18 protein-coding genes are annotated in these 20,463 nt (G+C 35.6%); 4 read left to right on the top strand and 14 right to left on the bottom strand.

Annotation, left to right across the window (positions count from 1 at the left end; translation table 11 throughout):
- Window positions 1–3 precede the first annotated feature (3 nt).
- From NX902_RS08000 to NX902_RS07990, 3 genes are all read right to left on the bottom strand, one after another.
- Window positions 4–831 carry a carbohydrate ABC transporter permease gene (locus NX902_RS08000; RefSeq protein ID WP_171509483.1) on the bottom strand — a complete coding sequence of 276 codons (828 nt, stop codon included), beginning with the start codon at window positions 829–831 and terminating at the stop codon, window positions 4–6.
- Window positions 831–1,748: a carbohydrate ABC transporter permease gene (locus NX902_RS07995; protein ID WP_082138282.1), complete on the bottom strand. Its 918-nt coding sequence runs from the start codon at window positions 1,746–1,748 to the stop codon at window positions 831–833. The genes NX902_RS08000 and NX902_RS07995 overlap by 1 nt, the downstream gene beginning before the upstream one ends.
- 93 nt (window positions 1,749–1,841) lie before the next feature.
- Entirely contained in the window at window positions 1,842–3,155 is a 1,314-nt protein-coding gene (locus tag NX902_RS07990) for an ABC transporter substrate-binding protein (RefSeq protein WP_095332307.1), read from the bottom strand.
- Window positions 3,156–3,361: 206 nt separating this feature from the next.
- Here NX902_RS07990 and NX902_RS07985 point away from each other — a divergent pair, with 206 nt between their 5' ends.
- From NX902_RS07985 to NX902_RS07975, 3 genes are all read left to right on the top strand, one after another.
- The gene (locus NX902_RS07985) at window positions 3,362–4,600 is read left to right on the top strand and encodes a helix-turn-helix domain-containing protein (protein WP_163186681.1); all 1,239 of its coding nucleotides are present in this window, start codon (window positions 3,362–3,364) and stop codon (window positions 4,598–4,600) included.
- 337 nt (window positions 4,601–4,937) lie between these two features.
- On the top strand, window positions 4,938–6,053 hold the full coding sequence (locus NX902_RS07980) for an ABC transporter ATP-binding protein (RefSeq protein WP_095332303.1): 1,116 nt from the start codon (window positions 4,938–4,940) through the stop codon (window positions 6,051–6,053).
- A gap of 94 nt (window positions 6,054–6,147) precedes the next feature.
- Entirely contained in the window at window positions 6,148–7,638 is a 1,491-nt protein-coding gene (locus NX902_RS07975) for a glycine betaine ABC transporter substrate-binding protein (protein ID WP_217279798.1), read from the top strand.
- A gap of 72 nt (window positions 7,639–7,710) precedes the next feature.
- Here the strand turns inward: NX902_RS07975 and NX902_RS07970 are convergent, their stop codons facing one another.
- The 3 genes from NX902_RS07970 to NX902_RS07960 form a co-directional block, all read right to left on the bottom strand.
- A complete protein-coding gene (locus tag NX902_RS07970) occupies window positions 7,711–8,433 on the bottom strand; it encodes a hypothetical protein (RefSeq protein WP_163186685.1) in 723 nt (240 codons plus the stop codon).
- Between the two features lie 115 nt (window positions 8,434–8,548).
- Entirely contained in the window at window positions 8,549–10,987 is a 2,439-nt protein-coding gene (locus NX902_RS07965) for an FtsX-like permease family protein (RefSeq protein ID WP_163186687.1), read from the bottom strand.
- On the bottom strand, window positions 10,988–11,659 hold the full coding sequence (locus tag NX902_RS07960) for an ATP-binding cassette domain-containing protein (protein WP_163186689.1): 672 nt from the start codon (window positions 11,657–11,659) through the stop codon (window positions 10,988–10,990).
- A gap of 143 nt (window positions 11,660–11,802) precedes the next feature.
- On the opposite strand from NX902_RS07960, the gene NX902_RS07955 reads away from it, so the two are divergent.
- Window positions 11,803–12,204, top strand: coding sequence for a hypothetical protein (locus NX902_RS07955; protein WP_341160679.1), 402 nt, complete (start codon window positions 11,803–11,805; stop codon window positions 12,202–12,204).
- Window positions 12,205–12,367: 163 nt separating this feature from the next.
- On the opposite strand, the gene NX902_RS07950 is transcribed toward NX902_RS07955, so the two are convergent.
- The 8 genes from NX902_RS07950 to NX902_RS07915 all read right to left on the bottom strand — a co-directional run bounded on the left by NX902_RS07950 (window position 12,368) and on the right by NX902_RS07915 (window position 20,457).
- Window positions 12,368–12,901 carry a cell wall hydrolase gene (locus NX902_RS07950; RefSeq protein ID WP_047941620.1) on the bottom strand — a complete coding sequence of 178 codons (534 nt, stop codon included), beginning with the start codon at window positions 12,899–12,901 and terminating at the stop codon, window positions 12,368–12,370.
- 321 nt (window positions 12,902–13,222) lie between these two features.
- Window positions 13,223–13,993: a sugar phosphate isomerase/epimerase family protein gene (locus tag NX902_RS07945; protein WP_095332297.1), complete on the bottom strand. Its 771-nt coding sequence runs from the start codon at window positions 13,991–13,993 to the stop codon at window positions 13,223–13,225.
- A 12-nt stretch (window positions 13,994–14,005) separates the two neighbouring features.
- Window positions 14,006–14,824, bottom strand: coding sequence for a sugar phosphate isomerase/epimerase family protein (locus NX902_RS07940; protein WP_172860187.1), 819 nt, complete (start codon window positions 14,822–14,824; stop codon window positions 14,006–14,008).
- 63 nt (window positions 14,825–14,887) lie between these two features.
- Complete coding sequence (locus NX902_RS07935; RefSeq protein WP_095332293.1) at window positions 14,888–16,051, bottom strand: Gfo/Idh/MocA family protein; 1,164 nt, start codon at window positions 16,049–16,051, stop codon at window positions 14,888–14,890.
- A 45-nt stretch (window positions 16,052–16,096) separates the two neighbouring features.
- Window positions 16,097–16,855 carry a TIM barrel protein gene (locus tag NX902_RS07930; protein ID WP_163186693.1) on the bottom strand — a complete coding sequence of 253 codons (759 nt, stop codon included), beginning with the start codon at window positions 16,853–16,855 and terminating at the stop codon, window positions 16,097–16,099.
- A 204-nt stretch (window positions 16,856–17,059) separates the two neighbouring features.
- Window positions 17,060–18,097, bottom strand: a complete 1,038-nt coding sequence (locus NX902_RS07925; protein ID WP_123257341.1) for a Gfo/Idh/MocA family protein — start codon at window positions 18,095–18,097, stop codon at window positions 17,060–17,062.
- A 110-nt stretch (window positions 18,098–18,207) separates the two neighbouring features.
- On the bottom strand, window positions 18,208–19,575 hold the full coding sequence (locus tag NX902_RS07920) for an extracellular solute-binding protein (RefSeq protein ID WP_163186697.1): 1,368 nt from the start codon (window positions 19,573–19,575) through the stop codon (window positions 18,208–18,210).
- Window positions 19,576–19,602: 27 nt separating this feature from the next.
- The gene (locus NX902_RS07915; RefSeq protein ID WP_163186699.1) at window positions 19,603–20,457 is read right to left on the bottom strand and encodes a carbohydrate ABC transporter permease; all 855 of its coding nucleotides are present in this window, start codon (window positions 20,455–20,457) and stop codon (window positions 19,603–19,605) included.
- Between the last annotated feature and the right edge of the window lie 6 nt (window positions 20,458–20,463).

Raw genomic sequence — 20,463 nt, 5'->3', positions numbered from 1 at the left:
TCTTTATTCTTTTATCGAACCACCTAAAATACCGGAAATAAAGTGCTTTTGCAGGATAAGAAAGACGGCCATTACTGGGATTACCGAAATAGCTGTCCCTAACATCAATTGTCCATAATCAATAGAATTAAGACCAGCTAAAGTGGACAAAGCCACTGGCAAAGTATAATTTTCCTGTGTTGTCATCACTATTAATGGCCACATAAAATTATTCCATTGATGAGTAAAAAGGAAAATCCCAACAGCCGCTAAAGCAGGCTTCATTGTTGGCAAAGCAATTTTGAAAAAGATAAAGAACTCTCCAGCCCCATCTATTCTTGCTGCTTCTATTAAGGAATCTGGTATTCCCTGCATATTTTGCCTAATCAAAAAGATAGCAAAGGGATAGCATATTTGCGGCAATATAATCGCTTGATACGTATTGATCCAGTCTAACGATCCAAAGATTTGAAATAGTGGAATAATCGTAGCCTGATATGGGATCATCATCGCCAATAAAAAGGATGCAAAAATCAGATTGCTGCCCTTAAATTTAAACTTCGCAAAAGCATAGCCTGCTGCGGAACAAATGAATAAACTTACTATGACAAAAACAATCGCAATGATTGATGAATTAGTTACCGCTTTGACAATATCGATAGAATTGCTTAAATTTCGTAGGTTCTCCAGCAAATAATCACCAGGAATCAATTTTGGAGGAAAGGCCAGCACATCGCCTGAAGGATTTGTTGCCCCTACAAGCATCCAATAAAATGGACCAATCGAAATGACCACACCAATAAGTAAAAATAGGTGCATAAATATTTTTTGAATGCGTTTCTGTTTTGTCATCAGTCATTTCTCACCACCTTAAATTGAATCCATGATAGAACCGCGATAAAGAGCACAATTACATAAGCAATGGCCGATGCATAACCAAAATTAAAGAAACTGAAGCCCTGATTATAAAGATAGTAAGTAATCGTTATGGTCGCATTATTTGGACCGCCATTTGTTAAGTTGTACGGCTCATCAAATAATTGAAAGGAGCCAATTGTTGACATTACAAAAGTAAATAACAGAACGGGCTTAAGCTGTGGAATCGTGATATAAAAGAATTTCTTGATTGTACTGGCACCATCTATACTAGCTGCTTCATACAAACTATTCGGGATATTTTGCAAGCCAGCTAATAAGATAACCATGTTATAGCCAGTCCATCTCCAAGTTGTTACAAGAATAAGGGAGACCTTCGCCCAGAAAGGATCTGTCAGCCAATGAACCTTCTCAAGACCGATTGAAGTGAATAAATAATTGATTAAACCGTAGTCTGTATTTAACAGCAATACAAAAATGATGGAAGCTGCGACTAATGAAGTAACAGCAGGAGTAAAAAAAGCGACCCGGTAAAAACCTTTCATTCTTAATAAACTAGAATTCAATACACTCGCTAATAAGACGGCTAGGAATAACATAATCGGAACCTGCACTAGCAAAATAATAAATGTATTGCCAAGCGCTTTGTAAAAGAGTGGATCACTGAAAAGCCGTGTATAGTTCGCAAGCCCAGAGAAAGTATAAACACCTGCCACCTTTGTTTGAAAGCTTAATAGAAAAGAAGCAATTATAGGATAAACCGTAAAAGCAATAAACAATAGCAAGGCTGGACCAACAAATAGATAAGGAACGGTCTTAGGCGTGATAAATTGTTTTTTCTTTTTTATAGTTAATGAATTTGTTCCTGTTTCTAGCATTTTATTATCCGACATCCTTCTCCCCCTCCTTTTTTAGAGGCTGCATTCAAAAATAGGTTCAAATGCTATTCTCAAAGTCAGCCTCTAATCCTTTAGCAAAAATGGTTTTTATTTGCTCGATTCCAATCCAGTTTGCTGCTCAGCTTGTTTCTTTCCATCCTCCAATATTTGTGCTGCTGGTTTATCCTCAAGTAAAAACGCTTCCATTTGACTTGTCATAATGGATCTGAGTTCTAGCTCTGCACTGCTGTGATTAACAGAGGGAATATCTGTTACTGTATCAGCAAAATCTTTAAAGAATGTTTGATTATTAAAATATTCTTGTTCTTCACTGAAAACCGGCTCTTCATATGCTGCTAATAACGCTGGGAATAATCCTCTATTCGTAAGTGCCTTAATTTGTGATTCTACATCTGTTGATGCAAATTCAGCAAACACATATGCTGCTACTTTATTATCCGATTTACTTGGAATCGCTAAGGCAGATCCTCCATCATTAGAAGCTCTCCCTCCCCCTTCTTCAAAAGCAGGCAGTTGGAACATGCCCCATTTACCTGACAGCTCAGGCATTTGTTCAATCATCGTTCCACTCCACCAGACAGCACCAGGCTGTGTTGCGACCTCTCCATTTTTCATTGCTGCTACTTGCCCATCCCAGTTATTTGTGTAGATAATTAATTCTGCATCCTTCATTTTTTGCAAAATATCAATGGCCTTTTTGGCTGCGTCTGAAGTAAGATCTAATTTATTATCCTCTGTAAAATAATAGCTTCCTTGCTGCTGCAGCATAATTCTAAGCAATCCATCTCCATCTGTTCCTAGAAATGCCTTCCCCGTATGTTCAACAACCTTTTTCCCCGCTTTGATATAGTCATCCCATGTTTTGATAGTCGCTGGGTCAACTCCTGCCTCCTCAAAAATATCTGTCCGATAGATAACACCCACTGGTCCTAAATCTCTTGGTGCTGCAATAATATTTCCATCCTTATCCTTTAACCCATCTATTTTCGACTTAGAAAATTCATTTTCATGTTTGTCAAAGCCAAGTGAACTTAAATTCGTAAATGCATCAGGAAAATCATCTGTAAATGAATGAATACGATTATTTTCTACCTGTACTACATCTGGTAATCCGCTTCCCCCTGATGAAAGACCCGCACTAACCTTTTGGTATACTTGATCAACACCAATATGCTCAACCTTCACGTTTACATTAGGATATTTCTTATTAAAAGCAGGAAGTACATCCTTTTCTAAATAATTTGCTTCTAATGCCCAGGCCCAGACGGTGACATCCCCTTTTATATCCTCTGGATTATCTGGAATGGTTAGATCTTCTGTACTCGTTGAGGAGCTATTGCTACATGCCCCTAACACAATCATAAATAGAAATAATAAAACAAAACCATAGATTTTCCTCATAAAGTTCCACTCCTTTTAAAAGAGATTTTTTCTGCTTTCTATAAATCTAAAAAGAAAACAAAATGAATAGAAAACGCTTACCTGAGTAGTCCAAGTATATACTGTTATCAAAGATGGTTATGGTATAATTTCTATTATTTTGGTATTTCAACTACCTTATCACTCTCTAAATTTTGACAACATTCAATTTAATGGAGGAGAATCTAGTGGGAAATCGTCTAAATATGAAGAATTTGGAGTATATATGTAATTTAATGACAGATATATTAAATATCTCTATTACTTTACTTAATAATGAAGGAACTATAATGGCAGAAAAAACAGCGAACGAACTAATTAATCCTCTTTATCCTTCTAAACAATCCTTTTATAGACAGGTCATTCCTAGAAATGGAAAGAATTCTCTGTCTCCCGCCATAATAGGTACACCTTTTTTTGAAAACGTATCCATCATTCCGATTGCCAACTTAGGTACCATTATTTTAGGCCCCGTTTTATCTAAACGACCAAGTAGACTGCTGATAGATAACTTGATTACTGCCTATCGGAAAAAAGGTTTGGAAGAAGCCTTAAGCGACTATTATTATTCTCTTCCCGTCATAAGCAATGCGAAATTAGGACAAATCTGCAAACTTATCTATTTTTTATACAATAACAAGATTTATGACAAAGACATTATCATTCCAAAAATGCAATCGCCCAATCATTTAACCGATGACAAGACTGCAAATAAATACATATTAGAAACACACCAAAATTCCTCCTTTCACCATGATCCTATCGCTGAGAAAAAACTCTATCAATTTATTATAGATGGACAAAAAGAACATCTGCTTGCATATTGGAAAGCCTTTAAAGAAAATACTTCCTTTCATTTTGGAAAACTTTCTAAAAAAAATGAAGTAAGAAATCAAAAAAATTTAACTATTGCAACCATTACCCTTGCAACCCGTGCGGCCATTACAGGCGGTCTTCATCCTGAAATCGCCTATTCTTTAGGAGACCGCTACATTCAAGACTTAGAGGAATTACAAGATATAAAGGACATTCATTTCTTCACAGAAAATATCTTGTATGAATTTGCAGATAAAGTAGCTAAAACAAATAGGGAAAATTATTCGCGACCGATTTTTCAGTGCAGAAACTATATTTACAAGCATATCTATGAACCATTAACCTTACAGTCCATTGCAGAGCATTTATCTATCAGCCCCAAATACCTATCCAACTTATTTAAAAAAGAAGTGGGAATTCCTATTAGTGAATACATACAGCAAATGAAAATTGAGGAAGCAAAAAAACTGATGACTTTTGCAGAACATTCCTTATCTGATATTCATGCCCTTTTACATTTTACCGATCAAAGCTATTTCACGAAAGTATTTAAAAAGTATACCGGAATTACTCCTAAACAATTTAGAAAGAATACGGTTAATTTTTTATAGAGAATAGAATTAGGGCTTATCCAATAGTTATTTACTTGTGTTAGGATAACCCCTGTCCGTATTAAATATTTCTTATAAATACATATTTGGTAACAAATAGCTAGTCAGATAATTCGTTCTAGGATTCTCCAAAATATAATTACATTATTATTCTCCTTTATCTTTTCATTGAAAATTCTAATTATAATTCCCTTAAATATTCCTTTTTGGTCTTATTTTTCTAAAAATAATGATATAATAGTAAATGTCTTTCATAAATAGTTTAAAAAAGGCGGTTAGTTAGTTAGCAAAAACGGGTAATTAGTTTTAAAGAAAGGTCTGGAGGTGTTCGTAGAAATTGATTCATTTTAAAGAAGTAACCAAAACGTTTCAAGATGGATTTAAAGCGCTGAAGAATATTACATTCGAGGTAAAGGAAGGAGAATTACTTGTTCTAATTGGTCCAAGTGGTTCTGGCAAGACAACTACGATGAGAATGATCAATCGACTTATAGAACCATCTAGTGGTTCCATTACAATCGAAGGAAAGGATATTTCCACAGAGGATCCTGTAAAACTCCGCAGAACTATTGGCTACGTCATTCAGCAAATAGGTTTATTACCCCATATGACGATTAAAGAAAACGTATCGCTCGTTCCTAGACTCCAAAAATGGAAAAAAGAACAATATGTAGACAAAATTAATGATTTAATGAAAATGGTCGGGTTAGATCCTGATACATTTGGTGATCGTTACCCTTCTGAATTAAGCGGTGGACAGCAGCAAAGAATCGGGGTTATTAGAGCACTTGCGGCAGATCCGAAAATAATTTTGATGGATGAACCGTTTAGTGCCTTGGATCCTCTCAGCCGCGAACAATTGCAAGATGAATTAGTCCGCTTGCAGCAGGATATCAAAAAAACAATTGTCTTTGTTACACATGATATGGATGAAGCTCTTAAAATAGCGGATCGAATTTGTATTATGCAAGACGGAGAAATTGTGCAATTAGATCGGCCAGAAAATATATTACGTCACCCAGCAAATGAATTTGTCCGCAATTTTATTGGAGAAGATCGTTTGCAAGAAAATATTTCTTTACCTAAATTAGCAAAATTAATGGTCCCTCCTGTAACAGCCGGTGAGTCTCGCGGTCTTGCAGAATCATTGAAATTAATGAGAAGAAAGCGTGTGGATAGTCTAGTGGTCGTCGACAAATCTAATACCTTTCTCGGAATAGCGAATGTGTGGGAGGTACAAAAACGATATAGAGAAGAAGAATTAACCTTGAAAGATATAATGGATACGAATATAAAAACGCTTCATCTTGAAGAAACAACGGAAAAAGCTTTTCAACTTGTTAGTGAATCCCAATATGGCTTTATTCCAGTAATTGACCAGCATTCTAAAATTATTGGTATTGTCAACCGTGCAGGTCTTGTGGAATATATTGCTGACCAAATTGGAGAATAAAAAGGAGGGATGAGCCATTCCTAATATAATCACAGACACAATAGATGTCTTCATCAACCGTTGGCCGACAATATGGAATTTAATTTTAGAGCATATGTATCTTTCTCTTATCTCTATCGCCATTGCAATCGTGATTTCCGTTCCACTAGGAATCTATTTAACTCGCCACAGGAAAATCGCAGACTCCATCATTGGAGTAGCCGGCGTATTTCAAACCATACCAAGTTTGGCATTACTAGTATTTCTAGTACCCTTCATCGGTACTGGGAAACTTCCAGCCATTATTGCTTTAACTGTTTATGGTCTATTACCTATTTTGCGCAATACATATCTAGGAATTGTTGGAGTAGAAAAATCTGCAATCGAAGCTGGCGTAGGGATGGGTATGACCAATCGCCAAGTGTTAAGGATGGTTGAATTGCCACTATCCTTAAGCGTTATTATGGGAGGAATTCGGACTGCAACAGTATTAATAATCGGGGTGGCAACAATCGCTGGATTAATCGGCGCAGGCGGACTGGGAGATTTGATCTTCCGTGGTTTACAAACCTATAATACTGGCCTTATCCTTGCTGGAGCCATCCCATCTGCCCTTTTGGCGATTATATTTGATTACTTATTAAAACTATTAGAAACAGATGTGACCCCTCAAGGTCTTCAAAATAAAAAAGTGAAAAAAAGCAAAATACGAATCTGGATTGTTGCAGGTTTAATCGTACTCCTTCCACTTTCGACTGTCATTGCCAATTTCAGCAATGGAAAAAGCGGAAAGGATAGCATCACTATTACTGGAAAAAATTTCACAGAACAAGAAATTATGGTTTACATCATGGGGCATCTCATTGAAGAGCACACAGACTTAAAAGTAAATTATGAATCTTTTCTTGGCGGAACCGCCCCAGCCTTTGAGGGGGTTAATACCGGAAATTATGATATGTATATGGAATATACAGGTACTGGATTATTAAGTATCTTAAAGGAAGATATGGTTAGTGATCCTGACGAAGCCTATGAAATAGTGAAAAAAAGATTTAAAGAAGACTATAATTTAGTTTGGCTAGAGCCATTTGGATTTAACAACACATACACATTAACCATGCGCAAAGAAGATGCGGAAAAGTACCAAATAAAGACTATTTCAGACTTAAAAAAGATCGCACCGGACCTAACCTTAGGATCTGAACCGGAATTCTTAGAAAGAGAAGATGGCTATCCAGGTCTTATCGATACCTATGGAATACAATTTAAAAATACGCAAGCAATGGACTCTGGTATTATGTACAGTGCGATTAAAAACGGTGATGTCGATGTTATTGACGCCTTTTCAACAGACGGCCGTATCCCAGCATTTGATTTACAAGTTCTAGAAGATGATCAAAACTTCTTCCCACCATACTATGCAACACCAGTAATTAGAGCGGAAACATTAGAGAAATATCCAGAATTAGAAGAAGTATTAAGCATGCTTGTCGGAAAAATTGATAATGAAAAAATGCAAGAATTAAATGCAAAAGTAGATATTGATAAAGAGCAATATGAAGATGTTGCGGTCGAATTTTTGAAAGAAGAAGGGCTTATTGATTAGTTTATAAGGTTGATATGTTGGGGTTATAGATTTTCTATAACCCCTTCGTGGTCTTTCAATTCAAACTATCTATCATTCTGCCAATTTAAGAATTTCTTCTAAATCATGCTGCTCCACAAATGCTTTCGTATCGTTTAGCATATCATCTGTGAACTGTATTCCTCCAATAACTATATACGTTTTTCCCATACTAGTTAATCGAGCAAGGTGCGTTGCCGCATCACCTTTAAATAGGTCAAGTGGCAGCTGCCGTTTAGTTTCCGTATCATAGATTTTTAATTCTCCACTAGGAATCGTTCCATACAAATTACTATTCATATAAAGTATATATCGCTCATCTAGCCAAACAGCTCCACTTGGATATTCTTGTTCACCAGAGGTAGCGTTCACATTGATTATTTCTTTTAATCCATCTTCTTTCGAATAAACATAGAGCGCTCCACCTGCCTCCCACCCATATTGTGGAGTTAACAAAACTTTTTTTCGAGTAGGTGAATAATCAACAGGCTTCATTTCGCTTGATGCACTATCATGATTAAATGATTCTATAGATCCATCCTCCTTTTTTAATAGCAAAGCATATGGTTCGATACTGTAGGATATTCCTTCACTCTCGTTATTTCCGTCTATTTTGCTAGACTTTTCCTCTTTACTATTCCCCTCTTCTGTAATTGATTGAGATCCTGTTTTCGTTTCCTTTTGAACAGAATAATCCCCAATAAAGATAATTGCTAATCCGATGCCAATGGTCACTGCAATCCCCAGAATAAATCCAGCCCATAAATTCTTATTCACTCTTCCCCCCTCTTTCCACTAAAATACAGATTCTGTCTACATTCTCTTATTATAATATACGACTAGATTTTTGTTTATAATTGTATGGACTGATTAAAAGCAACTAAAAATTTACTTATTCTACTTCCCTTAACATATTATACACTGTTTGATTTATGACTATTTTATAAATAATAAAACTTCCAACTATTAATAGAAGCGACATATATATAATAACGAGAAGATAATAATATAAATAGTAAGAGAGAGGAAAGGTTAAAACTGCGCCCATTAAATACAAAAATATAATAATAAAACTCATTAAAGCAGCAATTAAACAATAAACTACCATTTCTGATGTCAGAAAATAATATAATTTTCTTTTTGACATTCCTAAAGACAGATAAATCCCCCACTCCTTTTTTTGGAGTTGGTATTTACTAAATACGATTATAAACATACTAGTAACTGTAAGAAGAAAAGTAATTATGAAAGAAAATTTTGCAAGGAAACCTAACAACGAAGTTATCTTTGTATCATTTTGGATAAATTCTGGTATGTTCTGTAACAAACTACCAGGTACAGTAGCAATCATCTGATTAACATAATCATCAATCTTCTTTAATTCATTTTCTGTAATATTAGTATCAAGAAATATTCCGAGTTCCATATAACCGTTGAAGAGTTTAGAATTCTGCATTGTATCTTTATCAAAAATAATAGTAAAACCATCATAACTTATTTTGTTTTTGTTATTAATTTGTTTTACATATGTTTCATTGTTAACACTATATACTTCGAACTGTTCTTTTATTTTCTGCAATTTCCCTTCATGCTTTTCCTGTTTAATGAATTCGATTGTTTCTCCTTTCAGATTATTTAAATTTGCATCTTTTCTACCATCCTTATTAGGAACAAAGATCATGATTTTGCCTCGAAATGCTTTATAATCATCCTCTGGGAAAAGTTGTGAAAATTCCTCTTTATCAATAATTTCATATTTAACATTTGGCACAATCCATTTTTGATTATAAGTGATTATTTCTCCCTGATTATCCAACCATTGAGTAATATCTTTTGTTTTTTGCTGTGATGTGATTAATGGAATTACATCTACCATAAAAGGATTCTTCTCAACATATTGAACACCCGGCAGAATCTTTAGATTCGTAACTTGTTGTTCTGAAAAAGTTAACCCCTTCCTTAAAAGGATAGGCAGATTATCTTGCGTGTCAAATCCGTAAACCTCCTGGGAATTTAAATAATAATATTCATCTATATCCCATATACCTTCCGTCTCTTTTTGAAAAATGACAGAAAACAATAAAATAAGTATAGACAAACTTATCATTGCTACAGTTAAAATAAATTGTTTAGGAAACAAAAATAATTGTCTTGTTAACTGTTTTATCTCAAATCTTTTTATATTTTTATTAATTAGTATATTCACAATCGGTATTTTTTCTACTCCATTAATTAACATTTTTATAGATAGATTTCTAGAACGAAATATCTCCCAAAAAGATAGAAATAAAACCATGAAAAAAAGAAAGAGAATCCAACATATACTAAAAGTATAAGTCTGATTTTGATATGTACTTATACCTTCTTTAAAACTCTTATTTATTATTAGGAATTTAAAAACATAATTTAGGGGGACTGCTAAAATCAAACCAGAAAAGAAAAGAATAAATGTTTGAGAAAAGTAAAAAAAATACAGCTGCATTCTTTTTATTCCAAGTGCCTTTAATACCCCAATTTTTCTCCGTTGCGATTTATTAAAATAAGCAAATAAACTGCTTATAGAAAATATCGAAATGAAAAGAATAACCGTTTGATAAAAGATTGAAATATTACGAATAGTATCATAATCTCTTAGGCCTTCCAAAAATAGCTTTTCATTTACAAAACCCTTATCATCATACTCAGCTAGTAAATTTTCTGTTTTTTTGAGAGTAGTGTTTTTGCCGTCTTCATAGTTAATTAGATAATTCCTTTTACTAGACTTGTCTTTATATTGCTCGCTAATAAAAATATTGGGGAAAGCTAATTCTTTTTGAAATTGAAAAGGTATATACCTTTTCGAGGAATAATTGGAAATAATCCCAACAATTTTTACTTTCCATTGCTTTTCTTCACCATCTAGTGTTATCATGTCTCCAATAGCCCAGCTACTATTAAATAATTTTAAGTATGCGGATTCAATGGCTACTTCATTTTTTCCAATTGGCAAACGTCCCTCCATTACTTTAATTTTCGATAAGTCTACAGCTCCCTTATCCATCCATCCAATTGTAGCGGAATTGGAATTCTCTAAAGGAATCCAATCAATCAATTGGAATTCGCCTATATTTTTTACTTCCTTATTTATTTCAGATTTAGACTTTTCAATACCAACCAGAACTCCACTATTTTTCCCGTATTGCAAATAAGATTTTTCCATTAGGGCAGCTCTAATAGCCTCAGATGCTGTAAATATAGAGAGAACAGAAGAAATAATGAGACACAATGCAAGGACTATCAATATAGTCCACTTTCTTCTAGAACATAGAAATTTAAATCCTAACGTAAACACTTAACTCATCTCCTCTAATACACCGTTTTTCATGGAATATAAAAAGTGAGGAACTTGAATTAAATTCTTCTCATGTGTGACTATAATTAAAGAAAGTTCTCTTTCCTTATTAAATTTAGTTAATAAGCTAGTAATACTTTTAGTTGTAATTTGATCTAAATTACCTGTTGGTTCATCCGCAAATAATATATCTGGTTCAGTTATTAAAGCCCTGGCAATAGCCACTCTTTGCTGCTCCCCACCTGATAGAAAAGTTGGAAGCTTGTTTAAATAAAAGTGAATTCCTAATTCTTGCGAAAGCTCATCAATACTATATTTCAATTGTTTCTCCCTTTTTTTTAATAGTTTCAATGGAAGTTCAATATTCTCTCGAACTGTCAATTCTGGTATTAAATGAAAGGATTGAAATACAAAGCCAAATTTATGCCCCCTTATTTCAGCTTGTCTTTGCTCGGGCAAATCATAAAATGATTCATTATTATAATAAACCTTTCCATTTGTGGGAAATTCCAATCCACCTATAATACTTAAAAAAGTCGATTTCCCAGAACCACTTTTTCCTTCGATGACATGAATGGTTCCCTTTTCTACAGTAAAATTCTTTATTTTGATAATTTCCCTATCATCTGAATATTTCTTTGTCATATTAACTACTTTTAAAATTCCCACCATAAAGTTCACCTCCAATATTTTCTATAAATATACTAAAATAAATCTAATAAATTGGCAAAAAAATCCCAATTCACATCTTAAAATTTCCAATATTATCCTTTACTATATTTATAGAAAACTATTATTAATTGGAGGAATTTACAATGGAAAAGAAAAAAAGTAAATTAGTTTTATCAGGAGCTTTAATACTAGGTTTATCTTTCCCAGCAGTAGCAAGCGCATACAGTAGTTCATATTCCTTTGATGTCGGTTATAGTCTTGAAGGAACTAAAAAATATTCATTATCTAACAAAACTACAAAAACAACAGCCAAAGCTAATACATATAATTCAGCTGGTAATGTGCAGTCAAATAAATCAAATTATAGAGTAAGTTTATATAAAAGTTTGCTAACAGACTATTCTGTAAGTATGCCAGCTGATGGGTACAGTTATACAAAATCATTTGGAAAAGTTAGTAAAGGTAGCTATACTATCAATATTAACAAATCGGATAATACAGGATATGGTAGTAGAGTTAAAGGATCTGGTACCATTAACCAATAAAACAATAATTTAGTATAAATTAAATACTAATACTTAAAAAGAGCTAATATACATCAACCATAAAGAAATTTAGAATTAAAAAAGAGCTAGTCTAAAAACCGAGAGTATGGATTTTAGATAGCTCTTTTAGTTATTTTGTTTTTTAAAAGGAAATATTTACTATTTATCTAGCAAAACGATGGTTTCCAATAGTAACCGTTGCTTCTCGTGAGAAAACCCAGTCACTTGTAGCTGTTTTTGGATTAAAGAAATACAGAGAACCATTTCCTTTTCCATCTAATGCAATTGCTTCATTAACGGCTCTTTTTGACTCCGCATCAGCTGCCTTATTAATTTCCCCATTTTGAACAGGGGTAAAAGCATAATATCCATTCGATTTTTCATAGATGACATCACGAATAGTATTCGGAAATTGATTACTTTTTACTCTATTCAAAACAACCACTGCTACTGCAACTTTTCCTGCATATGGTTCACCAACAGCCTCAGCGCGAACTAATCTCGCCATTAAATCTTTATCGGCTGGTGAAACAGTGGCATTTGGTAGAATAATATTTTGACCTGTAATTAAGGCTTTGCTATTATTTGCCTTCATTAAATCACCGATTGGAATCCCAAAGCCCTTGGCCACTTTCCAATAAGTATCCCCAGATTGAATCGTTCGATTCGTTGCTGCATCTGCTTTATCGATTAACATAAATGCTGAAATAGATAGCACTAATCCAGCGGCTACTATTAATTTTTTCAAAAATCTTACCTCCTAGTAGTCGTTATTTCTGATGTCTTCTATTAGGCTAGCAGATGTAATATTTCGATTCATCGTCCAAAAAGTGGTAAACGAAAGATTGCTAGGTTGATAGCTTACTAAAAAAGGGATTTACAACATGGTGGAAGTATTAACCAATCGAGTTAGTTAGCAAATAACATCTAATTTCAGGAAATTTTAGGAAGGATTGTTACAAACCATTTTTATCTGTAACCAAAAATAAAAAGGTACTAAAAAAATTTAAAGACTCATTTAATGACAAGAAAACTGCTTTTTTAAGAAATCAAGTGCTGGTCCAATTTCTTCTGCAAAATTCCTCCAATTACATTCAATGGAGATTCTGCCATCATAGTTTGCTTTATGAATGTTTCGCACAAACTCAGGATAGGGATACATTCCTGTACCAGGAGCCAGCCTATTCGTATCAGCAACATGGATATGTTGGATAAAATCTTTATATTCATAGAGATTCGTAAGTGGTTCCTTTTCTTCTTCCATATGATAGAAATCAGCCAATGTTTTTAACGATTTTTGATTAAATTCCTTTGACCATGCAACAGCTTCTGAAATACTATTAATAATATTCGATTCTTTTTTGTTGAGCGGTTCTATTACAATCGTTAAGCTTAATTGGTCCGCCATATCCGATACTGTCGATAAAAAGGCTGCCATTTGTTCTCTGCCCTTTTCTTTCGACAGTCCTTTCGGAAAACTTCTTGCACCACCACTACCAAATACAATTGTATCCGCACCTATTCGGCAAACACGCTCTAATGCAGATTTTAAATAATCTTTCACTCGCTGATTATCTACCTTATCGCCCACTATTTTTAAGTCACTTGGCAAAAGAATATTAAAAGCTTCAATAGGTAAAGGCGAAGCTTGATATTTTTCTAATATTGTTTTAAATACCTCTTCCTTTTCTTCTGGCATTAAGGAAATAACCGTACATTCGATAAAATCATACCCCGCTTTATCCAATGCCTCTGCCTGATCAATAGCAGCGCAGCATCCGAACCTCATAGGATTTCCCCCCTACACAAGAATATTTTTCATATACTTACTAAACTGCTTAAAGGCTATTTCCGGCTCCTCCAATTCAGGATACCACTTTTTTTCCCATTCAAATGTATAGTAGCCATCATACCCGTTCCTTTTTAATAAAGTGTATATGTCTTGTAATGGTATATCCCCATCTCCTAAAAGACAAAGCTGATAGCCTCTTTCTGCTTCCTTTTTTAGATAAGAATCCTTCCAATGGGTGTAGGCAACCCATTCCCCAAGATTCTCCCAAGTAACATCAGGCTTTTCGCCAATTGTTCGAAAGGGATGATGGATATCCCATAATACTTGCAAATAATCAGAGGAAACTCGCTGAACCAGCTCTTTCACATATCTGCTATCTGTCCAATCATCATGTGTTTCTAGGAGAAGTTTGACATTGATATCCTCTACAATCGCCAAATAATCATGGATATTTTTCTCAGCGATTTCCATTGCTTCTTCTCTCTTCCACTTTCCGATTGCCCCACCAAATACACGAATATATGGAGTGTTGAATTCCTTACAGAGCAATGTGTACTCTCTTAATTCCTCTACATACTTCTCATATTCTTCTTGCGATTGAGTTACCAATTTGACTGAACTGGAAAAACACGGAATTTCTAAAGAAGCTTCCTTAAAGAGACGTACCGTTTCTTTTACATTTGCTGAAAATTCACGAAGCTTATATAGATCAAGTTCTCCTAGCAGCCCACGAAAATCAACGCCTGAATAGCCATTTTCCACTGCATGTTGGATAATTGTTTCTAAATTCCAATGAGGACATCCAAGAGTAGTAAAAGCTAATTTCATCTTCTGTACCTCCCACATTTTTCTTATTCTTGAAAAAAAGGACAGACTAATCTGCCCCTGTCTTTAATGAGAACCTTTCACATCTAATGTAATCGATGCATGCTTGTTCTTTTTAAAAGTAGATGTCTTTATTCTTTCTTGTAATTTAGCATAAAAAAGATCTTCGTTAATAGGGAGTTCAACCCAATCATCGATCCATGCCGATAAATGCATGGCATTCGAGATTTCCAATCCCTTTATGCCTTCTACACCAGGTCCAAGCAGCTCTGTCCCATTGCGGATAGCATTTACCCAATTTGCTGTGATCCCCTTATGCTGTGTAGCTTCTCCTTTAATAGGAATATCAATTTTCCAGCATTCCGGTTCGCCGAACCCCCCTTTATATTCTTTATTGAATTCCCTTTCCGATTGTCTTAGTCGCCAGAAGGTTAACTTTCCATCCTCTATCACTACTTTTCCGCGATCACCCGATATTTCATAGCGATTCGTGCCAGGAGAATCACCTGTAGATGTTACAAAGACGCCTGTTGCTCCATTCTCATATTCCACATATGCGGTCACATCATCTTCTACTTCAATATCATGAAACTTCCCAAATCCACAAAATGCGCGGACTCGTTTAGGCATTAATCCACTTGTCCATTGCCATAAATCCAGCTGATGCGGATCTTGATTTAGAAGAACTCCGCCTCCTTCCCCCGCCCATGTCGCTCTCCAGCCACCTGAATCATAATAACTTTGTGAACGATACCAATCGGTGATAATCCAGTTTGTTCGTTTAATTTCTCCCACTTCGCCACTTTGCACAAGCTCTCTCAGCTTTTGATATAAGGGATTGGTTCGCTGATTAAACATAATCCCAAATACCTTATCGCTTTTGCTTGCAGCCTCGTTTAATTCCCTTACTTTTTTTGTATATACACCTACAGGCTTTTCAACTAAAACATGAAACCCTTGTTCTAGTGATTGAATTGCCAATGGCGGATGATCATAATGAGGCGTTGCAATAATAACTCCATCCATATCCGCATATTCAAAAAAGCGGTCAACATGATCGAATTGCTGAATATGCTCTCCTAATGTTTCCTTTGCCCATTTCAATCTTTCTGGATTGCTGTCACATACAGCAACTAATTCCGCTCCCGCAATTTCACCATTATTTAAATACATGGCGTGCGAACTTCCCATATTACCAATACCGATAATGCCTATTTTGACTTTAGCCAATCTTCTCCGTCTCCTTCCTAACCTCGCTTTTTCATTTCTAAAGCTTTACTGCAAAAGTCTTGTTAAACGTTTAAGATTTTCTAAACTTATTCGGAGACTATCCAGCGGATCTCCTGGACAAATATCTTGTTCGACTGCATACCACTCGACTCCAGCTTTTTTACACCAATTTAAAATAGGGGGAAAGTCGATCAGCCCTGTACCAACCTCTGCAAAAGTTTGTCTTTCATCATTTGTCATATCTTTTAAATGAATGATTGGCATTCTATTTGCATAGGGTTTAAGAAATTGCAGCGGATCTTTTCCAGCCTTTTTCACCCAAAAAACATCAATTTCTGCAAAGATCTTATTATCGGAAGTAGGCTCCAATAAATATTCCAGCGCTGATTTCCCATCCATGTCTGTATCAAATTCAAAGGCATGATTATGATAGCTGATGCGAAATTCTGGTGCCTTTTCCGCCACTTCATTCAAAACCGCCTTTACCCGCTCATACCCGTCTTGATTTCTTACATCCTCTGGTAAAAATGGGCAGACAATGTCTTTTGTGTTATATAGCTTTACTTCCTCCACTACTTGGTCTAAATCGTTTTCTAACCGATCAAGCGGGATATGTATTCCAGCTGTGCCTAGATTATTTTCCTGTAAGGACTTTGCTACTTCATGCGGATCATAGCCAGCAGGTAATGCAGATAGCTGAACCCCGTCCCACCCCATCTCTTTCAACTCTTTAAATACAGGGGTAATTCCTCTCTTTAATTCTTCTCTTACTGTAAACAATTGGGCAGCAAACTGATTATGCATCGAACTCGCTCCTTTTTTTGTAAAATAAAAAGTCGATACCTCTATCTTAATCGCTAAAATGAGAAACGCATCAGCTAATCTTGTTCATTATTGGCAATTATTTTACCCCTATTGCTTTTTCAATGTCTTAACGCAGACGATTTGCTCAATCGTGCACAAAAATAAAGAAGGTATCATTCTTAAGTAAATATAATCTCCTAAAGACTACATATCTCCTAAACATCGATTGGAAACAAGGACTTCATCGATTCTGATTTCCCTCCTCAGCTTGGATGATTGGATGATCGCATCAATCATTTGTAAGGAAGGCAAGGCATCTTTGACATGTATATAGTCCTGTCTATTCTCTAAAATAGAAGCATAAAAGCCATCGATCAGTTTTTTATGACTTGCTCCATAATAGAACTTAGAGCCATAAAGCTTAGTATCTTCTTCTATCACTATCTTTTTGCCATTTTCATCTAGAATCGTTAACATATTGTCCTTAATGGTCAACTTTTGATTTTCGCAGACGATTTGAAGCTCTACACTTGAGTTATTTCCATTCGCGTTTGTAGCAAAAAAGAACCCGTTAATCCCATTTTTGAAAATTATTCTGGCTGCTGCCGTATCTTCTGTTTCAATGCCATAATCAAGAAGTTGGTCAACAGTTCCTCTTATTGTCGCTATTTCCCCTCCCAAAAGCTGCATTAAATCTAAAGTGTGAATCGCTTGATTAATCATGACTCCCCCACCTGCTAAGTCTAATTTCCCGCGCCACGGCTTATTGTCATAATAGGATTTTGACCTTGCCCAAGTGACGATCCCTTTGATCCCTACAATTTTTCCATACTTATTTTCTGCGATAATCTGCCGTAGTCTTTCAACCGTTTCATTCAAGCGATTTTGAAAACAAATAGCGATTTTCACTTGTTTGTTGTCCTCTTCTAGTTTTAGTAGTTCAAGACCTTCTTCTGTGTGTAAAGCCAGTGGCTTTTCTTGCAAGACATGAACACCTTTATCCACACAAGCTTTTGTCACTGGATAATGAAGATAATGTGGTAAACAAATGTGTACACAATCTAACGTTTCCTTCTCCAGCATTTCTTGGTAATCTGTATAAAAATTTACCCCCTGCACACTCTCCCTTCGTGTTTCATCGATATCACTTACTGCTACTAACTCAGCTGTTGGGTTTGCTTGAATAGCAGAGAGGTGAATACTTGATATATCGCCGAGACCAATCACAGCTATTTTTAACATTAGACATGCTCCTCCTTTTATAAAAAACAGGCAGACTGGATACACTTTTTTTCTTTTTTTTAGTTTCTAGTATCCCATCTGCCTCATTCCTGCAAATTAGCGTCTATCTTCTAGCGGTTCTTGACCCACTCCGTACTTTCCTTTTGCGCTTTTTCCAGCGCATCTTCTGCACTTCTTTTTCCTGTTAAAGCGGCTTCAATTTCAGATGTTAGAATATAGCGTGGCTGTGAAGAGCCCCAAGGATATCTTGGTGTCATTGGAGTAGACATTGCTTCAAACACAGGGAGCATCAAAGGTTGATCTTTCACACTATCCCATTCTGTTGCTGATTTCACAGATGGTACTAAACCAAGTTCTTCATAGACATATTTTTGAACAAAATCACTTGTGGCAAATTTAAGCCACTCCCAAGCTAATTCTTTGTTCTTGCTGTCTTTGGCAATAGTGATTGGACTTCCTGCAAATAATCCGCCTTGCCCATCATCATTCTTGAACTCTTGCGAAATGGCAATTCGATCCCCAAGTCCTTGGGCATAGGCTGATTTTACCGTATCGCCAGGTCCCTGGTTTAGCATAATCGCAATATTATTTTCTTTTGTTAACCATTTTTCATTGCCTTGGTTACTCACAATGCCCTTAGGAGCATAATTTTGCATATCTAGTAGCCAATTTAAGCCATTCAGCATTTCTTTTGAATTAAAAGTAAATTCAACCTCATCCCAGGCAAATCCAGTTCCCCACTGTCCGTTTTGTCCTTCCGCCAGATCGACTAAAGTGAAGGCTGATGACCAGTCACCCCGGAACCAAATCCCATAGTTTTGCTCCCCTGTTTTCGGATTTTTCCCAGTCATTTGTTTCGCCTTTTCCGCGACTTCCTCCATTGTTGGATACTCAGACAAATATTCTACTCCCCATTCATCAAATAACTGTTTATCATAGCTGATAAAACGTGCATCTCCTAAAAATGGAAGCCCGAAAATATCTAACTCCTTACTATCTGGACCTAAAGCTTTCCAACCTTCTACTTGATTATCGATAAAAATATCTAAATCAAATTCTGGATCTTTATCAATCCATGGCTGCAATGGTTCTAACACACCTTGTGGAGCAAAATCAGCAACACCTGGCATTTGATACACATCTGCTTCCCCCGACGTAATCATTGCTTGGGTTTTCTCCGTGTATCCTTCCCAAGGCATCAGAACAAATTTCACAGTAGCACCAGGATGTTGCTTTTCAAATTCTTCTTTCAGCACTTTTACCCCTTTGACTGAATCACCCGTAATCGGATCTGTCTTGTCTTCCATCGCAAAATCACCAATCATCATAACAGTTATTTGCTGTCCCGCCCATTCTCCATCCTTATCGGAGCCTGAGGAACCTCCTGATTTAGAACTACACCCAGCAAGCACAGCACTTATTACCATCATCCATGCCAAAGCAAATGCTGCCGTCTTAGAAAATAACCTCTTTTTCATTTTCCAACCCCCATTTTTTTGAATCTTCTATTCCCCTTTGACACCACTTAAGGCAATACTCTGGATAATATATTTTTGTAAAAATAAATACACAATGACAATTGGTAATACACTTACTGTTGCTAGAGCCATCGTTAACCCGCCGAGACTAGACCCATTTTCCAGCGAGAAACTCGCTAAATAAAGCGGAATCGTCTGCAAATTCAAATCATTAATAACAACTAATGGCCACATAAAATCATTCCAGCTCCAAATGAACGATAAAATGACCATTGTTGCTGCTATCGGACCTGCCAGCGGCAAGTAGACACGAAAGAAAATTTTAAATTCTCCCGCCCCGTCAATTTGTGCCGCTTCTCTTAATGTATCTGGCAGTTGATCGAAAAACTGTTTACATAGAAAAATAAGCATTCCACTAATAACAGATGGAAGAATTAAGGGCCAAAAAGTATTTAATAAGCCAAGTTGATTAAAAAAAGTATATAAAGGGATTAACCGTGGTTCCATTGGGATCATTAATGTACAAAGGACAATGATAAACAAGACTCTTTTTCCTTTGAATTTCCCTTTCGAGAATGCATACCCCGCTAATAAAGAAGCAGATACACTTAAAAAGACAGAACTTACAGTTACAATAGCGGAATTAACATATGCCTGGATAAGTCTTCCATTCTCAAAAACGATCCCATAATTGAAGGATGAAATAGCTTCTGGTATTAGCCTCGGTGGAAAAGGCATAACAATATTAGCTGTTCGATCAAACCCTACGCTGATCATCCAAACAAATGGCGCCATCAAAACAATGCCAAACACGAACAGAACAATATACTTTATAATGGATGTCATTCTTTCCAGCTTTTTCATGGAGATTGTATTTTTCATCGTCTC

This window comes from Niallia sp. FSL W8-0954 (assembly GCF_038005605.1).
Classification (GTDB): Bacteria; Bacillota; Bacilli; order Bacillales; family Cytobacillaceae; genus Niallia; species Niallia circulans_A.
Note: the sequence above shows the minus strand (reverse complement) of the source record. Positions and strands in the feature narration are given on the sequence as shown.